We start from the raw sequence: 18923 nt of genomic DNA on the forward strand, positions 1-18923 counted from the left end.
AACTCAATAGAATCAAGATTCACCTATTCCCTTATATTAGACATAACTATTTTATTTTACTTGCTTTTTATTTGCCTAATGAATATACTAACAACTTTATGACATTGGTAAAATTATCCGGCGGGCTATTATTAAAAGAATCAGAAAGTTTTTTGTAAAATTCTTTCCACAAACATTTTTTTCAATAAAGCCACCTAATTCATCAGCCTTAACTTTAGCAAAGATATAAGGCATGTGTTTCATTTATTAAAGAAAAGAATTTGCTTTAAAAAGGTTATAGCCTTCTATCTAACAGCGTTTTTGCTGTAAAATTCAAATTATCTATCTGCTCAACTAAAGAACTTTTATTGTTTAGCTTTTGTGCTTTTTTCAAAGAGATGTGGGCTTTCAAGAATAAGCTTCTCTCGTGCTTTTTGTAACTGTTTAATGACTTCATCAATCTTTGACGGAGAACAAAAAGATTCTTGGCTATTCAACAAATGCAGCCTCTCCTTTCCCTCATATAAACATTGCATCTGAGATTGAAGAATTCTAACTTCTTGAAAAAAAAGACGTCCTGTTTCCTTAAAACCATTATTAAGTGCAAAAAGTTGATCAGAAATGGATAGCAGAATTTGTTTTAAAAAACGCTCATTTTCTTGGCGTTTACGATATTCTAAAATAAGAGCATGGCTTATCTCATCTAACTGTTTTTTTGTAGAATCAATTTGACGCAATAAATTTGGTTTTTCCCCCATATCACCTTTTCTCACCTTCACAAGCATAGCATGAATGTCTAATAACTTAATTGCGGAATGAGATAAATAATCAACAACTGTAGGCGTATTAACATAGCGTTTCCGTGCAATCATCACAAACTCACCTAATGACTGTTTTTTACATTCATCCCGCTATTTATTTTTCATTTTACAAGACCATTCTAAAGAAAGTGCTAAAAAATATTACCTCCAATACATTATTCGATGGAGCCCCTTCTCTCTTTTCACGATCAACGTGGAATCCGTGGAGAGAGAAAACGTACAGGTGTATAAAGGATAAGATGTGTTGTTTTTTCCAACACACTACTACCATCAGCAAGAAGGGCTTGACTAGGTGACAATTCTGTACCTTGCATAATTGTGGAAGCCAAAGAACCTTCTCGAGAAAGAGCCATCAACGTTGGCGAAGATGCAAAGACATTGTGTGCTCCCCCATCCACATGAGAAAAATCAAGAACAGCTATTCCATTTTTACGCAACATTTCAATATCTGAGCCATCGCCCACACGATGATGTCCACCCGTAAGACGTCCTGAAACCGCAAGAGCTTTATCCGCTCTGGATACTAAAATAGCGGTTGGCTGCGGAAGTTTTTTTATATCATTAAGTTGGCGCTCAAATACATCAACATCAATATCTGGTGCAGCCATTAATAAACTTGTAATACGACGAATAGGCTTATATTTTCCCTGTAACGCTAACGTTCTAAATGCTTCCATTATAACAAAATTGCCCATAGAATGTGCAATAACCGAAATTTGATCAGCATTGGTTTCACTAATAAGTGTTAAAAGCTCTATCAATCCGTCACGGGCAAAATTAGCACTGTCACGATCATAAATATAAAGAGGAACTGATCCGGCCGAAGGCCAAGAATAATGCACAGCGACAACATTTAAAGAATAATCGTGTGTAAATTGTGCTGTACGAAATGTACCATCTGCAAAATTATTATTATACCCATGGATAAAAAGAAAAACTTCTCTTTTTCCTTTTGGCTTTTTTGCTAAAGCAGCATTTAATTGCTGTTTAAACTGTTCTTTATTATCGTATTTTTGCAATGCTACTGCTGCAAAATACTTATCATGCGTAGGTTTATAGGCATTTATTTCAACAACTCCCTTTACATGTTGCTGAGGAATTCCTACGTCAACGCGATTATAATGAACTTTATTTGATCGCTCTGCACCATAAGGTTGAGCGTAATTATTTTGCATCATACGACTTGTTGCAACATACACTGGAACGACGGCTTTTGGAGAAACTGGTTTCCCTTCAACTTCCCTTTCTACGGCAGTCATAGAAGGTGTTGCATGCACCCCATGCCAAAGTACAGCACGTGAATCACTACACGCTGATAATAAAGAAATACAAATAAGAAGTGTTAAATATCTCAGAATCATTATACTTCTCACTGCAACTTCACCCCACCTTATAAAAATATAACATTTCAAATGCATAGATAAAGTAATAAAAAACGAAACATTATTGGCAACACACCAACAAATAACATACAAAAAAGATTTTTCTATAATGCCTATAAATCCCCTCTCTCTAACATAACTTCATCTCATTATGGAGAGACTCACTGCTAACTGGTGCGGTCGAGAAGACTCGAACTTCCACGGGTTGCCCCACAGCGACCTCAACGCTGCGCGTCTACCAATTCCGCCACGACCGCACGTGGAAAGAAAAAATCTTGGTTTTTAGCCTTTAACAAATCATAAAGAAAGGTACAAGCCAATTTTCTTTTTCTCATAATTTATTTTATCCGGATGCTTTATAACTTAATAAAGATTAAGAGAAATATGGGCTTTACTATGACCTTTGAACCATCATCATAAAATGTGCTTGTGCCGCTTGATCTTTTTCATAATAACCATGAAAGTTTTTTGTAATTGTTGTAGAGCCCTGTTTTTGGATTCCTCTCATAGCCATACACATGTGCTCAGCCTCAATCAATACTGCTACACCATGAGGCTTCAGATACGTTTTTAACGCGTGAGCCACTTGCGCTGTCATAGCTTCTTGAGTTTGTAAACGACGAGAAAAAATATCTACAACACGTACAATTTTTGAAAGACCAACAATTTTTGCATTAGGAAGATATGCTATATGTGCTTTCCCAATAATTGGGATCATGTGATGCTCACAGTGTGAATAAAAAGGTATATTCTTTACGATTACGGCTTCATTGTATCCTGAAACCTCTTCAAAAACTGTACCTAAGGTTTCTTTAACCGATTGACTATAACCATTAAAAAGCTCGCGATATGCCTTGGCTATACGTTTTGGAGTATCTAAAAGCCCTTCTCTATTTGGATTTTCCCCTATCCATAAGAGTAATGTACGAATCGCTTCTTCCACCTTTTCAATACTCGGACGCTTTTCTTCAGATAAATTTGCGTCTTCTTTAACAACATTACGCATTCAAAAACTCCAAGCTTACTCTATACAAAGCATTTGCTCCATACCTATCTCATTTTGTATAATCTCTATATAAGCGAATTAAAAGTTTAAACAATCACGACTTTCAAAATTTCAGGCAATAGCGCATGATTGATACTATCTATAATGATAAAATACTTAAATATGCTGCACATATAGGCAAAATTGGGCGTCTTAATAATCCTGATGCAACATCAAGAAAACATGCACACCTTTGTGGTTCGACAATCACTGTAGATTTAAAAGTGGAAAATAGTATTATTACCGATTTTGCTCACGAAATACATGCATGTGTGCTAGGGCAAGCTTCAGCTTCACTTTTAGCATCTCATATCATCGGACAAACAACTCAAGATCTTAAAATATTGCGTGAAGTTATCTACCAAATGCTAACGCAAAATGGTCCTTCTCCTCAAGCTCCATTTGAGGATTTTTCTTGCTTACAGCCCATTAAAGACTATAAAGTGCGCCATGCAGCAACACTACTACCCTTTGATGCAACGATAGACTGCATTCAAAAAATTGAAGAAAAATAAATGTTCAAATCACAATCTAGACAAAAAAAGTTGACTCGGAATTACACAGGCACTTGGCAAAAAACACCCGGACGATTATTGGGTATTTTCTTAATACGGTTCTATCAAATAACACTTTCGAGCCTTATAGGCAATCAATGTCGCCATGCCCCGACTTGTTCAGAATATACATATGAAGCGATTGCACGCCATGGGCTTTGGGCTGGTGCATGGATGGGACTCTTTCGTATCATGCGTTGTGGGCCCTTTGGAACAGATGGCTTTGATCCAGTCCCTCCATCGCTTGGAAATTCTTGCTGTTTTTATAAACCTTGGCGTTACTGGAAAATTTCTGACAAACACAACAAATAATCCTTTTCTTTTTTCACATGTATTGATAAAAAATTAGTCTATAAGCTTTTTACTCAATTTTCACGAAACCATCCGCAATCGTTAGCGGAATTGGATTAAAAGGGTGTTTTTATGTCTTGCTCTATTTCTCTTTTTTTTCCCGATGGTTCAAAACGTAATTACCCCGCTGAAATGACAGGCTTGGAATTAGCAGAATCTATTTCTAAATCACTTGCAAAAAAAGCAGTCGCCTATAGTCTTGATGGTATCACGCGAGACTTATCGGATCCATTGGGACAATCTGGTCAAGTAGAGATTATTACCCGAGAAGATTCACGCGCTCTTGAGCTCATAAGGCATGATTGCGCCCATGTCCTTGCTGAAGCAGTGCAAGAGCTCTTTCCTGAAACGCAAGTAACAATAGGTCCTGTCATTGAGAACGGATTCTATTATGATTTTGCACGCCAACAACCTTTCACATTAGATGATCTCACCGTCATTGAAAAGAAAATGCGTGAAATTATCCAACGCAATAAACCTTTTAGAAAAGAAATTTGGTCTCGTGAAAAAGCAAGAAAAGTTTTTTCTGAGAAAAAGGAATTTTATAAAGTTGAACTTATTGATAGCATTCCTGAAAATCAAGATTTAAAAATCTATTATCAAGGGGAGTGGTTTGATCTTTGTCGCGGACCGCACATGCAATCTACAGGGCAAATTGGGAATGCTTTCAAATTAATGAAAGTTGCAGGAGCTTATTGGCGTGGCGATGCCAATAATCCAATGCTCACGAGAATTTATGGAACAGCATTTGCAAATGAAAATGACTTAAAAGCCTACCTCCATATGCTAGAAGAAGCTGAAAAACGTGATCATCGCCGCTTGGGACGTGAAATGGACTTATTTCACTTTCAAGAAGAAGGGCCAGGAATGATTTTTTGGCACAAAAAAGGTTGGAAAATGTTCCAAAATTTGATCAGCTATATGCGTAGACGCCTTGATGATCATCAATATGCTGAAGTTAATGCACCACAAGTTCTCGATAGGTCACTCTGGGAAATATCTGGCCATTGGGGTTGGTATAAGGAGAATATGTTCAAAGTAATTTCAGCAGAAGAAGATTCAGATCATGGGAATGTTTATGCCCTTAAACCAATGAACTGCCCTGGTCATGTGCAAATTTTTAAACATGGTTTAAAATCTTATCGTGATTTGCCTATTAGACTTGCTGAATTTGGACTTGTTCATCGTTATGAGCCTTCAGGCTCTTTACATGGTCTTATGCGTGTGCGTGGTTTTACACAAGATGATGCGCATATTTTTTGTACTGATGAACAATTAGCCGATGAATGTCTCAGTATTAATGATCTTATTTTATCAACTTATGCCGATTTTGGTTTTAAAGAAATTAGTCTTAAGCTTTCAACCCGTCCAGAAAAACGAGTTGGATCTGATGCATTATGGGATCATGCAGAAAGTATCATGGAATCTGTCCTTAAAACGATTGAAACAAAATTTGCAGGACAAATCAAAACAAGCATCCTTCCAGGTGAAGGAGCATTTTATGGTCCAAAATTTGAATATACATTAAAGGATGCTATCGGTCGTGAATGGCAATGTGGAACAACACAAATAGACTTTAATCTCCCTGAACGTTTTGGTGCATTCTATATTGATAAAGATTCAGAAAAACGTCAACCTGTTATGATCCACCGTGCTATTTTTGGATCAATGGAGCGTTTTCTTGGTATATTAATTGAAAATTTTGCTGGACATATGCCACTTTGGCTTGCTCCTGAACAAATTGTTGTTGCAACAATTACATCCGAAGCAAATGAATATGCCCAAAAAATAACAGCAAAACTTAAAGCTGTTGGGCTTTCCGCAACAATAGATCTCCGCAATGAAAAAATTAACTATAAAATACGAGAACATTCTTTACAAAAAGTCCCCGTAATTTTGGTATGTGGCAAACGTGAAGCTGAAACAAACAGCGTAAATATGCGCCGCTTAGGAAGTACAAATCAAACCCTTTTATCTGTAGAAGATGTGATTAAACAACTCTCAAATGAAGCAACACCTCCAGATTTGCAACGTGTAATAAATGCATAATATCACGGAAGATGGTAATACGTTAATTTTTTACTATAAATTTTCAGTTTTTGTACAAAATGAAATAATTTGATATTGTAGTGTGTTTTTGTTTCATGCACAATGACCTGTCACCAGAAAGAATAACGTGCTCTTTCTCTACAAGGTGGATTGGTGAAAAAGTTGAATATAAGCTATGAGCTGTTTAAATGCAAAAATCATAGACAATTGAATATTAATAATAACATTAATCTTTTACCTTTATAATGAAAAAATTCTGCTATTATCATGGATAGATCATTACAATAATTATAGAAACATCAAGCAAGAAAACTGAAAACAAGATTATATTTATTAATAAAAAATATGTAAAATTAGCTGAACAATGATATTTCTTATTCGTAAGATAAGCCCTTATAAAAAGGACAAGATATTGATTTATAATGATAATATATCGTTGTTCATATTAAATAAGGTTTCGAATATCATAGGCTTCTCTTATTTTTAATATGTTTATGTTGAATCTATCAAAATCATTTGCTTGCACGAAACAAGCGGAATGAGTGCGTGGATAAAAATTATTGAGAAAGGACTTTTAAAATGCCTACAATGAACCGCCTAAAGTGCTAAGAATTGTTGCAGTCATTGAGAACAGGCTATAATTATAATGATGATGCCGACTTGAACCTTCATAAGTATAAAAATAGCGGTACTCAACGAGTTTACCATTAATCATTCACGAGGCATTATGGTAAAATAAGATTAAGAAGCCTTAAGAAACATCTCTTTAAAACAAGCACATGAATTGGTAAGCTAATGGCATTCTACATCCCGCAATCTACACTGATGAGATATTGCCTTAATTTTTATAAAGCCAAATCAAAAAAAATGGCAAAACTCAGCGTTTATTCTTTCTCTTCTTCATGTTTTACCAAATGAAAAACTCTTATAAAAAACTCGTTAAATATACACATACGATATATGACTACTCGTTGAACGTATAAAATTCTGTGCACATCCATAAAACATCTAAATATCTACGAAACACATATAAAATAAAAAAATATTATTATCGTGCTCTATCAAGAACACGCTTACATTCAATGAGTTCAAACAGAATTTCTTGTAACAATGCTTTATCAGTTTTATCTTTGTAAAGATTCACAGAACCGACAGATGTTTCTCCCTCATTCCTCATGAAACTCAAAAGCCCAAAAGAAGATTTCTTAGGCTTATTGCTAGCATTTTCAGAAGTTTGTCCTGCATGTTTCTTCTCTATGACCACATTCATAGCATCAAGATCACCATTACCCAATGCAGTCACAAAAGCAACACCATTTTCTTTCAAAAGGCGTTGCACACCTTTTATTGTATAACCCTGATCATATAGTAACTGCTTGATACCATTGAGCAAATCAACATCGACCGGACGATAATAGCGCCTTCCTCCCCCACGTTTCATTGGTTTAATCTGCCTAAAACGTGTTTCCCAAAATCTTAAGACATGCTGCGGAAGCTCCAATAACTCCGCTACTTCGCTAATTGTGCGAAAAGCATCAGAGCTTTTATCCATTTTGTAACACCTTATTTAAAACAAAATAAATTACTTCACAATGACTCATTCTGTCTCAATTTCTCAACAAGATTAGTCAAAAATAAGACCATCATTGATACCTTACTCACCAGTCTTTTTCTAAAAAATAAAGACCCTTATTTTATACATTTCTTTAACAAATACCAAACATACCATGGCATTTATTTATGAGATATCATTTTTTCTGTTTTGCACGATGCGAATCTAAAATTCTCTGTTTAAGGACATTGGCAGCCTTAAACGTCACAACACGTCGCGGCGGAATCGGTGCTTCAACACCTGTTTTTGGATTGCGTCCAACACGTTCATTTTTACTGCGAACCTGAAAAGTTGCAAAAGAAGATAATTTAACCGCTTCACCTCTTACAAGTGAGTTGCAAATCTCATCCAAAACCAATTCGACTAAAGCTGCTGATTCAGTATGTGACAAGCCCACTCTTTTACAAACTACGCTCGCTAAATCTGCACGCGTTACTGTCTTACTTGTCATTATAACCACCTATTAAAATATTAAAAATTACAAAATGACTTATACGTTTTCTTGAAATATGGTCAAGTAGCCATAATTTACCAACGAATAAGAATTGCTCCCCATGTAAATCCACCTCCCATGGCTTCTAACATGATAAGATCTCCTTCTTTTATTTTTCCATCGCAAACAGCTGTTGTTAAAGCCAACGGAACTGATGCAGCAGACGTATTACCATGTTGATCAACGGTAATCACAACTTTATCTAGTGAAATTCCCAGCTTTTTAGCAGATGCTTCAATAATGCGCTTATTAGCCTGATGAGGTACAAACCAATCTAGTTGTGAAGAATCCATACCTGCAGCTGCAAAACAATCATCAACCACATCCGTTATCATACCAACAGCATATTTAAAAACTTCTCGTCCTTCCATACGCAAATAGCCTGTCGTTTGTGTTGTTGAAGGTCCACCATCAACATATAGCTTATCTATATAAGCACCATTAGAGCGCAATTTCGCAGACAATATACCACGCTCAAAAGCAATATCACCCTCAGTTTCTAGTGCTTCCAAAATAACAGCACCAGCACCATCACCAAACAAAACACATGTCGTACGATCTTCCCAATCTAAAATTCGAGAAAATGTATCGGATCCAATAACTAAAATTCTTTTAGCCCCTCCACACCGTAAATAAGAATCTCCTGTTGTTAAAGCAAAAATAAAACCAGAGCAAACAGCTTGAATATCAAAAGCAAATCCATGGCTCATTCCCAAAGCATGCTGAATTTCAACAGCAGAAGCAGGAAAAGTACGATTCGGGGTGGACGTTGCTAAAATAATACAATCGATGTCTTTTATTGTTAAACCAGCATTTGTAAGTGCTGCTTGCGCAGCCTCAACTCCTAAAGAAACAGTTGTTTCATTTTCACTGGCAATATAACGTTGGCGTATTCCTGTACGCTGAACAATCCATGAATCTGACGTTTCAACAAACTTTGCAATCTCATCATTTGATAAACTTCTTTTCGGCAAAGCACTTCCTACACCACGTATAATTGACCGAATCATTCAGCTCTTACCTTTTCTTCAAATTTTTTATTTCTATTATAAGAGCTTATCATAAGGACTCTCCATTCATCACCGCTTCATCTTCTTGGTCAAAAAGTGTTGCTTTATTTTCATGAAATCGCCGTAAATCAGCCGTTATTTTTTGTAAAAGTCCATTATTAACCATTTTATAACCAACGCGGATAGCAGAAGCAAAGCCATTAGCATTAGCACTGCCATGACTTTTTATAACAACACCATTCAAACCTAAAAGAACTCCTCCATTCACCCTATCAGGATCCATTTTATGTTTCAGTATACGAAAAGCACCCCGTGATAAAAAATAACCAAGAGATGTTAAAAAAGAACTGCGCATTGCAGAGTTTAAAATCTCTCCTATCTGTCGCGCGGTTCCTTCTGCGGTTTTTAAAGCAATATTACCAGAAAACCCCTCTGTCACAACAACATCGACTGTTCCTTTTCCAATGTCATTGCCCTCAACAAATCCTTTATATTCCAATCCTTCTAATTGCACTTCACGCAATATCATTCCTGCTTTTTTTATTTCATAAAGTCCTTTAACCTCTTCCACCCCCACATTTAAAAGCCCAACACTTGGTCTTTCAGTGTGATATAAAGCGCGAAACATACCTGCTCCCATAACCGCCAAATCAACCAACTGACTAGCAGAGGCACCAATTGTTGCTCCAATATCTAAAACAATACTCTCACTGCGCAGTGTTGGCCAGATACCCGCAATACCAGGACGTTCAGCCTCTGCAAGCATTTTCAAACAAAAATAAGACATGGCCATGAGTGCACCCGTATTACCAGCAGAAATGCAAGCATCAGCTTCACCATTTTTTACCGCTTCAATGGCGTACCACATTGATGATTTACCACGTCCATTACGAAGTGCTTGGCTTGGCTTTTCATCCATGCGTGTATAACTTTCTGTAGGGCAAAAGCGCGATACAGAATCCAAACAGGGATATTTTTTTAAAACCGGACGAACTGCCTCCTCTACTCCATAAAATAGAAAATAAATATTTGATAAATATTTTTGTACAATTGCTGCTCCTGCAATAGCTGCTTCTGGACCGTAATCACCGCCCATGACATCCACAGAAATTCTAATCACGCTTGCATATCCCACATCTTTTCATTTACATCTTTAAATACATATTATGATTTTTGGCTCCTGAATACTCACACAGCACATCTTGCGAAAATCGCTCCGCAGAAAATACCGTTTAGCATACAATAGATATTTTTTGTATGTTTCTACAATCACTTCCAATTTTTCAAAACAGAAAATGGAGAGAATTTTCGCTCTGCTTCTTCTAAATTTTCACCCATATTCATCTTTATCCCTTCTTTACGTGGATAATGATTAATAGACAACTCAAAAAACTCTTCCATGATTGCGCCAATATCAATTTTATCATCATAAAACACTTCAGGAGTATCAAGCCCCCCCACATCTAAAAACAATTCCCCTGTATCCTCTGATATTTGGGGCTTCATCAAATTTGAATCTTCAGGAACAAAAACAACCTCAATATTTTCACAAAGGATATTTTCTAATGGTTCCAATGTAACAACACATAACTGTAGTATACGCGCTTGCAACAGACCTTTTATACGCACTCCGCGTTTTTTCCACGGGAAAATATGGAATTTTCCCTCACAAGATTTTACTTCAATTAAATCATGGTTCTGGGCTAAATGTGTACATTCTTTTTTGTTTGCACAAAAATGAACCCTTATACCTTTAGCAGGTAGAGAACGTACAGATATTGGATAAGCCAAAGCAAATGTCATTTGAGGAACATTTTGAACATTCATTGACAACTCCCAAACATAAAAACGCGTAAAGCACTATGTTTTTATTTATCTCAAGTATTTATGCATTTTTTTCTTTTCTAAAGAAATTCTATATGGCATAATTTGCTTTATAACAGGGAAACTCAGTGTAAGCTACGGTAGATTAAGTTAAAATTAGAAAAAACTTGAGGTTGCCTTCTTGTCCTACATCTCAGTATAAAAAGGAGATACCATTGTTTCAAATGCCTCACATAATAGCCTTAATCAAACGTAAATTATTGATTGGTCTATCAATAGCAAGCATAGGAATGCTTGCTGGGTGTAGCCTTCTTGATTCTTCAGGTTCGAGCCAAATTTATAGAGAGGGCTATGTTCTTGATAAAAATGCTCTAAGTTCTATCTCTATTGGCTCAAGTCAAGAGCAAGTTCTTTTAACTTTAGGGACCCCTTCATTAAAAACAAAATATGATAATGAAGTTTTTTATTACATCTCACAGACACGTTATCGTGGGATGCAGTTTATGAAAACAAAGATTATTGATCGCAAAGTTTTAGCCATTTACTTCAGTAAAAATAATCAGGTTACAAAAGTTGCAAATTACGGATTACAAGACGGTCAAGTGTTTGATTTTATTACACAAACAACACCAACTGTAACGAAAGAACATCCTTTCTTAATTCAAATTATAAAAGGCCCTGTGAATTTGCCACCCCATAACTAAATTATATAGTCTGCATACCGTTTCAATATTATAGGTCTGATAATATCAGATCTATAATAGGGATTTGTAGCTCTTAGAGGCGGACTTTTTTTGCCATACTGTCGAGAACTGCATTAACAAGTTTTGGCTCATCACCTTCAAAAAACGCCTTTGCTATGTCAACATATTCATTCATGACAACTGCAACGGGAACATCTTTACGGTTGATCAACTCCCATAAACCTGCTCGTAAAATTGCTCGCAATATAGAATCAAGACGTGAAAGAGACCACTCTGCAGAAAGCTGTTGATGAAGCAGCGGATCAAGCTGCTTTTGATCTTTTACAACACCCGTTATAATAGCCAAAAACCACTGAAAATCAGCTTCAAGATATTGATCTCCATCAATATCTTTTCCCAAACGATAAGCCTCATACTCAGCTGCCGTTTCCATCACCCCCGAACCCACGATATCCATTTGATAGAGTGCTTGAACTGCAGCGAGTCTTGCTGCTCCACGTTTATTGGCTGAACGCGGAAAATGTCTGCTTTTTATATCAGCCATATTTAACGATTATCTCCAAATCTCTTTTTTAGAGCGATCATACATAAAGCAGCTTCAGCCGCAAAACCACCTTTATTTTTATCATCTAGTTTTGCACGCACCCATGCTTGTTCTTCATTTTCAACAGTCAAAATACCATTTCCAATAGCCAAGTGCTGATGAACAGTTAAATCCATCAATGCACGACAAGAATCATTAGCAACAATTTCAAAGTGATATGTTTCACCCCGAATAACACAACCAAGAGCAACATAACCATCATACGATATCTTGTTTTGTTCAGCAAAAGCTATTGCACTTGGTATTTCTAATGCTCCAGGAACCGTTACAACATCATAACTTGCTTCAGCTTTTTGCAAAGTATTCACTGCACCTCTCAAAAGTGCATCAGAAATCCCCTCATAAAAACGTGCCTCAACAATCAATACGTGAGGCTTTTTACCTATCTCTTTCATCATAATGGAATTCCACAAAAAACGAATCAAAAAAATCAAAGTTATAAAGCATAAAATTCTGAAAACGATCAATAGAGTGTTGGCTTATTCATCTTCTCTTTTTAAAGTAAAAAGTTTTGCAGCATAACGAGCAAGTTGATCAATTTCCAAATTGACCCGATCTCCAATTTTAGCTTGTCCCCACGTTGTCATTTCAAGTGTATGGCGAATAATAAGAACATCAAAAACACAATCCTCAACACCATTAACAGTCAAAGATGTCCCATTAAGTGCAATAGATCCCTTATTAACAATGAAAGGCATAAATTGTCTTGAAACTTTTAAATAAAAGCGAATTGCATCCCCTTCATTTTTTTGATCAATGATTTCAGCCAAACCATCAATATGACCAGAAACTAAATGTCCTCCCATTTCATCACCCAATCGAAGCGAACGTTCCAAATTAACAAAAGTTCCTTTTATCCATTGTGCAAGATTCGTTAAACGTAATGTTTCTTCCCACGCCTCGACAACAAACCAATTGGAATCTTCTTGCTTTAATCCTCGCTCTACAATTGTCAGACAAATTCCTGAACAAGCAATTGACGCCCCAATTGCTAAGCTTTCTATAGCATAGCGGGTAGAAATCTTTAAACGCATCCCCTGCTTTAAAGGTTGAACATCTTCAACACAACCAATATCCGTTATAATTCCTGTGAACATAATGTCTTACGTCTCCACTTATAAAAACGGTCATTTCCAAACATTCTTGTCTCAATCTCATGAAACTGCGAGAGATAATTTCCAAAATGAGGGGCTTCAATACGATTTTTGCCTAAAACAATGGGGGTATGAAAACATATCAAATGATCAACACAACCAGCATTCAAAAATTTTTCCCCTGTCTTGACACCCCCTTCCAATAAAACACTATTAATCCCATGTTTATAAAGCATCTGTAAAAGAGCAAAGGGTTCTACACAACCATTGTTCATCTCGACCGAATAAACAGACACACCATATTGCTCCAATGCATTTTTTTTGCTTTTCTTTGAAATATCCACATCACAAATAACCCATGTAGGAATTTTTATGGCTGTTTGGACAACTTTTGCATCAAGGGGGATAGATAAATCTGCATCCAAAATAATACGAATTGGTGAGCGCATCTCCATCCCTGGCAAGCGGCAATTGAGTTGTGGATCATCTGCTAATATAGTACCAATACCAACGAGGATAGCATTATTTTGAGCACGTAGAATATGCGTATGGGCATGAGAAAGTGTTCCACTAATTTTTACGCTGCCCTTCTCTCTTTTTCCAACACCATTATCGGCAGAAATTGCCATTTTAAAAGTGACCGCACAGCGTTGTATCTTCCTTATGCACCAATGCGTCCATAAGGATTCAAAAGCCTCTTCAGCTAAAATGCCCTCAACCACTTCAATACCCGCCGCTCGCAAAAGAGCAATACCATGACCATCAACACGCTTGTCACAATCAGTCAGCGCAATAACAACTCGAGAAACACCTGAATCAATAAGCGCATTCACACACGGCGAAGTTTTTCCATAATGCGCACAAGGTTCTAAAGTAACATAAGCAGTCGCTCCTTGAGCCAAAGAACCTGCCATGTGTAAAGCTTGCACTTCCGCATGAGGACTCCCATGAATAGCTGTTACGCCATAGCCAACAATAAAAGCCCCCACAGCACCATTATCGTTTCGCACAATTAACGTACCAACGGAAGGATTCTCACCTGTAAGACCGACATGACGTTCTGCTAAACGAATAGCTGCAGCCATAAACCGTTCATCTTGCACTTTTTTATTCATCAAAACGAGATTCTGTATCCGCGATACCCTTTGACAATTCATCTATAACATCGTGAAAATCGCTTGCATTACGAAAATCTCGATACACAGAAGCAAAACGAATATAAGCAATATCATCAATTCTTTTCAATGCTTCCATCACAAGATGCCCAATTTTTTCTGAAGAAATCTCTGGTTCTCCCAAACTTTCAAGCTGGCGTACAATGCCAGAAATTGCTCGTTCAATATGATCGGGATCAATATTGCGCTTACGTACAGCCACATCAACTGATCGCATTAACTTATCACGATCGAAGGGTTCACATCGTCCACTTTTTTTAGCAACCAAGAGCTCACGCAACTGAACACGTTCAAAAGTTGTAAAACGACCACCACAAACGGAACACACACGGCGGCGGCGAATCACTGCCCCCTCTTCTGCTGGACGAGAGTCTTTGACCTGTGTATCCTCATATTGGCAGTAAGGACAGCGCATCCTTTGTATCCTTAACGAGTGGTAAGATAAGAGTAAAGAGGAAATTGATTCGTTATATCTTTTACCTTTTTCTCAACAGCCATTTCAACGGCATGATTATCTTCATCACTTTTTGCACTCCGAAGACCATCAAGAACTTCTGAAATCAGATGACCAACTTGAATAAACTCTTTTTCTAAAAAACCACGCGTCGTGGCAGCAGGTGATCCCAAACGAATTCCCGATGTTATAGATGGCGTTTCAGAATCAAAAGGAATGCCATTTTTATTGCAGGTAATATGAGCGCGTCCCAAAGCCAATTCAGCACGTTTACCTGTTAGATTTTTAGAACGTAAATCAACCAACAACAAATGATTATCTGTACCACCAGAAACAATATTAAAACCATTACCCTGTAATGTTTTTGCTAAAGTTTTCGCATTAGCGACAACATTGGCACTGTAACTCTTGAAAGAGGGACGCAAAGCCTCCTCAAACGCAACAGCCTTTGCGGCAATCACATGCATTAAAGGACCACCTTGAAGACCAGGAAAAATTGCAGAATTAATTTTTCTGGATAAAGCCTCATCATTTGTCAATATTAAACCACCCCGAGGACCTCGAAGCGATTTATGTGTTGTTGTTGTTACAATATGCGCATGTGGAACAGGTGAAGGATGCACGCCACCAGCAACAAGACCAGCAATATGAGACATATCAACGAGTAAATGAGCACCGATTTCATCTGCAATTTCACGGAATCTTTCCCAATCCCATAGCCGTGGATAAGATGAGCCCCCTGCTATAATAAGTTTTGGCTTACGTTCTTTTGCAAGCTGCTCAACCTCATCCATATCAATAATCTGATCTTCTTGACGCACACCATAGGAAACAACATCAAACCATTTTCCTGACATATTAACAGGTGAACCATGCGTAAGGTGACCTCCAGCATTTAAATCCAACCCCATAAATGTGTCACCAGGCTGAAGTAAAGCTAAAAAGACAGCTTGATTCATTTGGCTACCAGAATTAGGCTGTACATTCGCAAACGCAGCACCGAAAAGCTGTTTTGCCCTTTCAATAGCTAAATCTTCAACGACATCAACAAATTGACACCCACCATAGTAGCGCTTTCTTGGATAACCTTCTGCATACTTATTGGTTAAAACAGACCCCTGCGCTTCAAGGACCGCTCTTGAAACAATATTCTCTGAAGCAATAAGCTCAATTTCATGTTGTTGACGCTCAAACTCCCCTCTAATTGCGTCAAAAATTGCACCATCAACAGTTTGTAAATTATCATTAAAAAAGCGCTTTTGTGCGTCATTTTCTTGCTGAGTCATAAAACACATTCCTAACATAAAAAAATAAAGTCAAGGAACGATAACACAGCAAACCATGCAAACCAAACATTTTAAACTACTTACACTCAAAAATAATGAGGCAAATATTTATCTTATTCTTTGTTATAAAAACAGCGAAAAACTTTCCTCTCGAGAATAGTAAAAAATGAGATTACATTTCTTTTTTTACACTCTTATTTGTTTACACCTTTTACAAAAAATATCTATAATCTAAAGAAATTCAATAATTTAATGATTAAAAATAATTTATAATGTGAAAAGCTGAATATAATAGGCAAAGTTAATACGAAGGCAAATAAAAATGCTAACCAAAGTTTTTATTGATGGTGAACATGGCACAACCGGACTACAAATACAAAAACGCTTAGAAAGGCGTACAGATTTAAAACTACTCTCTCTTGCTCATAAAGATCGCCATAATGTTCATCTGCGACAAGACTATCTTAATCAAGCCGATATTGCTATTTTGTGTCTTCCAGATGATGCTGCACGCGAAACGGTTCATTGGCTTCAAAAAAATAAAAACATTAGGATTATTGATAGCTCGACAGCCCACCGTGTTGCACCAGACTGGGTTTACGGTTTTCCTGAAATGACAGCAGGACAAAGAAAGCGCATCCAAGCAGCACATTATATAACCAATCCCGGATGCTATCCTACCGGTGCCATTAGTTTGATTCGCCCACTCCGTGAAGCAGGACTGCTAGACGCCGATTATCCCATCTCGATTAATGCAATCTCCGGCTATACCGGTGGTGGAAAACAGTTGATTTTACAAATGGAAAATCAATCTCAACAAAATATTCAGGACAATTATTTTATCTATGGTCTTAATCTTGAACACAAACATGTGCCAGAAATTAAAATCTATGGACAAATCAATCAACCCCCAGTTTTTATACCAAGTGTGGGTCGTTTTCCCCAAGGAATGATTGTGAATCTTCCTCTGCATCGCCATTTATTCACAAAATCAGCAAACTGTTCTGATTTGCGCGAAATTCTCGCAAACCATTACGATGGACAAAATACCATTTTAGTTGCATCACAAGAAGAAACTGCTTCACTTCAAAGACTTAATCCAGAGTGTTTAGCCAATAAAGATGGTATGAAACTGTTCGTATTTGGAAATGATCGTGAAGGTATTTTTAATCTCAGCGCCATATTCGATAATTTAGGAAAAGGCGCATCAGCTGCAGCTATCCAAAACCTCGATTTAATGCTTTCAAGCGACTAAACCTCCCTACCCACAAACTTTTATTCAACAACGCGATAAGCCCCTTTTGTTGCTCGCCAATGTGCAACAACAAAACACAACACGACTAATGCCATACTTTGATGAATGAGCCCCAAACTTATCGGAACCTCATGTAACAGTGTTAAGATACCCAAGACTGCTTGGATAATAATCATAACACAGATAAGAAATGCACGACGAGAATGAGTTGAATGTGGAGCATTTTTTTGTACATAGAAAGCATGAATAGCCGAGGCAATCAATAAAAAATAAGCAAAAAACCGATGAATAAATTGAACCATTAAGGAATTTTCGAATAAATTGAGCCAAACAGGACGATGCTGCAACAATCCATCAGGAATAATCTGCCCATCCATAAGGGGCCATGTATTATAGACTTTTCCAGCATGAAGCCCTGCAACCAAAGCTCCGAAATAAATCTCTATCAAGACGAGAATAACAAGCCATGCCGCAAAATATTGCACCTTTTTATTTGCTGGTTTTTCTGAATATTCTGCAAGCCCTCGAGATAAATAAGTAACAAAAACAATAACAAAACATGCCGTTATAAGATGAAATGCCAAACGATATTGGCTCACACTTGTTAAATTACTTTGCCCAATCCCTGAAGCAACCATCCACCAACCAATAAAGCCTTGAAAGGCGATAAGAATAGGTACAACAATAAGCGGGAGTAAGATATTTTTTTCAACACGCTTAGTCGCCCAAAACCAAATGAGCCCCAATAAAGCGACAAGACCAACAAGACGCCCAAGAACACGATGCGCCCATTCCCACCAAAAAATGACCTTAAAAGCACTTAAGGTCATATCAGGATTAAGCAGCTTATATTGTGCTATTTGTTGATATTTTAAAAATTCCTCTTGCCATTGATCCTCACCAATCGGTGGAATAACGCCGTGTATTGGCTTCCATTCCGTTATAGATAATCCTGATCCCGTCAAACGAGTAGCGCCACCTACTAAGACAATTGCCAAACAAAGCAATAAAATAGAGTAAAGCCACACCTGTATATGTTTTCTATTTTCCTTTTGCACAGGCGTTAAAATGCTATTGTTTAATCTCTTTACTGCCATCTCTGATTGCCCCACGCTTCTCTCCAACTAAAATGCATTTTAAAATTTAAACATTAACTCTTTGTCTATTTTAGTATGTACTACAACTTTAGCAAAAAACAAGCGTACCACTATAACATGCGATACATATTTCT

20 protein-coding genes and 1 tRNA gene are annotated in these 18923 nt (G+C 37.1%); 5 read left to right on the forward strand and 16 right to left on the reverse strand.

The features are described from left to right. Positions 1-344: 344 nt before the first annotated feature. The 4 genes from ACFIL3_RS05370 to folE all read right to left on the reverse strand — a co-directional run bounded on the left by ACFIL3_RS05370 (position 345) and on the right by folE (position 3188). Positions 345-851, reverse strand: a complete 507-nt coding sequence (locus ACFIL3_RS05370) for a hypothetical protein (RefSeq protein WP_015856440.1) — start codon at positions 849-851, stop codon at positions 345-347. 137 nt (positions 852-988) lie between these two features. Beyond that, positions 989-2161, reverse strand: coding sequence for an alpha/beta hydrolase (locus ACFIL3_RS05375; RefSeq protein WP_375681906.1), 1173 nt, complete (start codon positions 2159-2161; stop codon positions 989-991). A gap of 193 nt (positions 2162-2354) precedes the next feature. Further along, positions 2355-2439: transfer RNA gene (locus tag ACFIL3_RS05380), tRNA-Leu, on the reverse strand. A gap of 137 nt (positions 2440-2576) precedes the next feature. Beyond that, positions 2577-3188 carry a GTP cyclohydrolase I FolE gene (gene folE, locus ACFIL3_RS05385; protein ID WP_375611579.1) on the reverse strand — a complete coding sequence of 204 codons (612 nt, stop codon included), beginning with the start codon at positions 3186-3188 and terminating at the stop codon, positions 2577-2579. Between the two features lie 125 nt (positions 3189-3313). Here folE and ACFIL3_RS05390 point away from each other — a divergent pair, with 125 nt between their 5' ends. From ACFIL3_RS05390 to thrS, 3 genes are all read left to right on the forward strand, one after another. After that, complete coding sequence (locus tag ACFIL3_RS05390) at positions 3314-3742, forward strand: iron-sulfur cluster assembly scaffold protein (protein ID WP_375611578.1); 429 nt, start codon at positions 3314-3316, stop codon at positions 3740-3742. Continuing rightward, positions 3743-4093, forward strand: coding sequence for a membrane protein insertion efficiency factor YidD (gene yidD, locus ACFIL3_RS05395; RefSeq protein WP_375607118.1), 351 nt, complete (start codon positions 3743-3745; stop codon positions 4091-4093). It abuts the gene before it with no gap. Between the two features lie 111 nt (positions 4094-4204). Further along, entirely contained in the window at positions 4205-6181 is a 1977-nt protein-coding gene (gene thrS / locus ACFIL3_RS05400) for a threonine--tRNA ligase (RefSeq protein ID WP_375611577.1), read from the forward strand. A 1048-nt stretch (positions 6182-7229) separates the two neighbouring features. Here the strand turns inward: thrS and ACFIL3_RS05405 are convergent. The 5 genes from ACFIL3_RS05405 to ACFIL3_RS05425 all read right to left on the reverse strand — a co-directional run bounded on the left by ACFIL3_RS05405 (position 7230) and on the right by ACFIL3_RS05425 (position 11123). After that, positions 7230-7733 (reverse strand): MerR family transcriptional regulator, encoded by a 504-nt coding sequence (locus ACFIL3_RS05405; RefSeq protein ID WP_375607116.1) that lies wholly within the window; start codon positions 7731-7733, stop codon positions 7230-7232. Between the two features lie 196 nt (positions 7734-7929). Then, positions 7930-8244 (reverse strand): integration host factor subunit alpha, encoded by a 315-nt coding sequence (locus ACFIL3_RS05410; protein WP_273791377.1) that lies wholly within the window; start codon positions 8242-8244, stop codon positions 7930-7932. Positions 8245-8321: 77 nt separating this feature from the next. After that, on the reverse strand, positions 8322-9296 hold the full coding sequence (locus tag ACFIL3_RS05415; protein ID WP_375629381.1) for a beta-ketoacyl-ACP synthase III: 975 nt from the start codon (positions 9294-9296) through the stop codon (positions 8322-8324). Between the two features lie 49 nt (positions 9297-9345). Further along, complete coding sequence (gene plsX, locus ACFIL3_RS05420) at positions 9346-10416, reverse strand: phosphate acyltransferase PlsX (RefSeq protein WP_375613059.1); 1071 nt, start codon at positions 10414-10416, stop codon at positions 9346-9348. Between the two features lie 149 nt (positions 10417-10565). Continuing rightward, positions 10566-11123 (reverse strand): DUF177 domain-containing protein, encoded by a 558-nt coding sequence (locus tag ACFIL3_RS05425; protein ID WP_375613060.1) that lies wholly within the window; start codon positions 11121-11123, stop codon positions 10566-10568. A 221-nt stretch (positions 11124-11344) separates the two neighbouring features. On the opposite strand from ACFIL3_RS05425, the gene ACFIL3_RS05430 reads away from it, so the two are divergent. Continuing rightward, positions 11345-11824: an outer membrane protein assembly factor BamE gene (locus tag ACFIL3_RS05430; protein ID WP_375674487.1), complete on the forward strand. Its 480-nt coding sequence runs from the start codon at positions 11345-11347 to the stop codon at positions 11822-11824. 73 nt (positions 11825-11897) lie between these two features. Here ACFIL3_RS05430 and nusB read toward each other — a convergent pair whose 3' ends face one another. The 6 genes from nusB to glyA form a co-directional block, all read right to left on the reverse strand. Beyond that, positions 11898-12368, reverse strand: coding sequence for a transcription antitermination factor NusB (gene nusB / locus ACFIL3_RS05435; RefSeq protein WP_015856452.1), 471 nt, complete (start codon positions 12366-12368; stop codon positions 11898-11900). Positions 12369-12370: 2 nt separating this feature from the next. Beyond that, the gene (locus tag ACFIL3_RS05440; protein WP_375611572.1) at positions 12371-12826 is read right to left on the reverse strand and encodes a 6,7-dimethyl-8-ribityllumazine synthase; all 456 of its coding nucleotides are present in this window, start codon (positions 12824-12826) and stop codon (positions 12371-12373) included. An 81-nt stretch (positions 12827-12907) separates the two neighbouring features. Continuing rightward, positions 12908-13525 (reverse strand): riboflavin synthase, encoded by a 618-nt coding sequence (locus tag ACFIL3_RS05445; RefSeq protein WP_375611571.1) that lies wholly within the window; start codon positions 13523-13525, stop codon positions 12908-12910. Continuing rightward, complete coding sequence (gene ribD, locus ACFIL3_RS05450; protein ID WP_375611590.1) at positions 13507-14637, reverse strand: bifunctional diaminohydroxyphosphoribosylaminopyrimidine deaminase/5-amino-6-(5-phosphoribosylamino)uracil reductase RibD; 1131 nt, start codon at positions 14635-14637, stop codon at positions 13507-13509. Before ribD ends, ACFIL3_RS05445 begins: the two co-directional genes overlap by 19 nt. Next, entirely contained in the window at positions 14630-15112 is a 483-nt protein-coding gene (gene nrdR, locus ACFIL3_RS05455) for a transcriptional regulator NrdR (protein ID WP_375611570.1), read from the reverse strand. The genes ribD and nrdR overlap by 8 nt, the downstream gene beginning before the upstream one ends. 11 nt (positions 15113-15123) lie before the next feature. Next, positions 15124-16437, reverse strand: a complete 1314-nt coding sequence (gene glyA / locus ACFIL3_RS05460; protein ID WP_375611569.1) for a serine hydroxymethyltransferase — start codon at positions 16435-16437, stop codon at positions 15124-15126. 322 nt (positions 16438-16759) lie between these two features. Between glyA and argC the strand changes: the two genes are divergently transcribed. Next, positions 16760-17692 carry an N-acetyl-gamma-glutamyl-phosphate reductase gene (gene argC, locus ACFIL3_RS05465; protein WP_375613064.1) on the forward strand — a complete coding sequence of 311 codons (933 nt, stop codon included), beginning with the start codon at positions 16760-16762 and terminating at the stop codon, positions 17690-17692. Between the two features lie 20 nt (positions 17693-17712). On the opposite strand, the gene ACFIL3_RS05470 is transcribed toward argC, so the two are convergent. Then, a complete protein-coding gene (locus tag ACFIL3_RS05470) occupies positions 17713-18789 on the reverse strand; it encodes a COX15/CtaA family protein (protein ID WP_375629412.1) in 1077 nt (358 codons plus the stop codon). Positions 18790-18923: the final 134 nt, after the last annotated feature.

Source organism: Bartonella sp. CE47NXGY (assembly GCF_042195415.1).
Taxonomy (GTDB): Bacteria; Pseudomonadota; Alphaproteobacteria; order Rhizobiales; family Rhizobiaceae; genus Bartonella.

Bases quoted from the DNA above. Each gene is read 5' to 3' on its own strand.
- ACFIL3_RS05370 (WP_015856440.1), bottom strand. From the start codon at position 851: ATGATTGCACGGAAACGCTATGTTAATACGCCTACAGTTGTTGATTAT.
- ACFIL3_RS05375 (WP_375681906.1), bottom strand. From the start codon at position 2,161: ATGATTCTGAGATATTTAACACTTCTTATTTGTATTTCTTTATTATCA.
- folE (WP_375611579.1), bottom strand. From the start codon at position 3,188: ATGCGTAATGTTGTTAAAGAAGACGCAAATTTATCTGAAGAAAAGCGT.
- ACFIL3_RS05390 (WP_375611578.1), top strand. From the start codon at position 3,314: ATGATTGATACTATCTATAATGATAAAATACTTAAATATGCTGCACAT.
- yidD (WP_375607118.1), top strand. From the start codon at position 3,743: ATGTTCAAATCACAATCTAGACAAAAAAAGTTGACTCGGAATTACACA.
- thrS (WP_375611577.1), top strand. From the start codon at position 4,205: ATGTCTTGCTCTATTTCTCTTTTTTTTCCCGATGGTTCAAAACGTAAT.
- ACFIL3_RS05405 (WP_375607116.1), bottom strand. From the start codon at position 7,733: ATGGATAAAAGCTCTGATGCTTTTCGCACAATTAGCGAAGTAGCGGAG.
- ACFIL3_RS05410 (WP_273791377.1), bottom strand. From the start codon at position 8,244: ATGACAAGTAAGACAGTAACGCGTGCAGATTTAGCGAGCGTAGTTTGT.
- ACFIL3_RS05415 (WP_375629381.1), bottom strand. From the start codon at position 9,296: ATGATTCGGTCAATTATACGTGGTGTAGGAAGTGCTTTGCCGAAAAGA.
- ACFIL3_RS05425 (WP_375613060.1), bottom strand. From the start codon at position 11,123: ATGAATGTTCAAAATGTTCCTCAAATGACATTTGCTTTGGCTTATCCA.
- ACFIL3_RS05430 (WP_375674487.1), top strand. From the start codon at position 11,345: ATGCCTCACATAATAGCCTTAATCAAACGTAAATTATTGATTGGTCTA.
- nusB (WP_015856452.1), bottom strand. From the start codon at position 12,368: ATGGCTGATATAAAAAGCAGACATTTTCCGCGTTCAGCCAATAAACGT.
- ACFIL3_RS05440 (WP_375611572.1), bottom strand. From the start codon at position 12,826: ATGATGAAAGAGATAGGTAAAAAGCCTCACGTATTGATTGTTGAGGCA.
- ACFIL3_RS05445 (WP_375611571.1), bottom strand. From the start codon at position 13,525: ATGTTCACAGGAATTATAACGGATATTGGTTGTGTTGAAGATGTTCAA.
- ribD (WP_375611590.1), bottom strand. From the start codon at position 14,637: ATGAATAAAAAAGTGCAAGATGAACGGTTTATGGCTGCAGCTATTCGT.
- nrdR (WP_375611570.1), bottom strand. From the start codon at position 15,112: ATGCGCTGTCCTTACTGCCAATATGAGGATACACAGGTCAAAGACTCT.
- glyA (WP_375611569.1), bottom strand. From the start codon at position 16,437: ATGACTCAGCAAGAAAATGACGCACAAAAGCGCTTTTTTAATGATAAT.
- argC (WP_375613064.1), top strand. From the start codon at position 16,760: ATGCTAACCAAAGTTTTTATTGATGGTGAACATGGCACAACCGGACTA.
- ACFIL3_RS05470 (WP_375629412.1), bottom strand. From the start codon at position 18,789: ATGGCAGTAAAGAGATTAAACAATAGCATTTTAACGCCTGTGCAAAAG.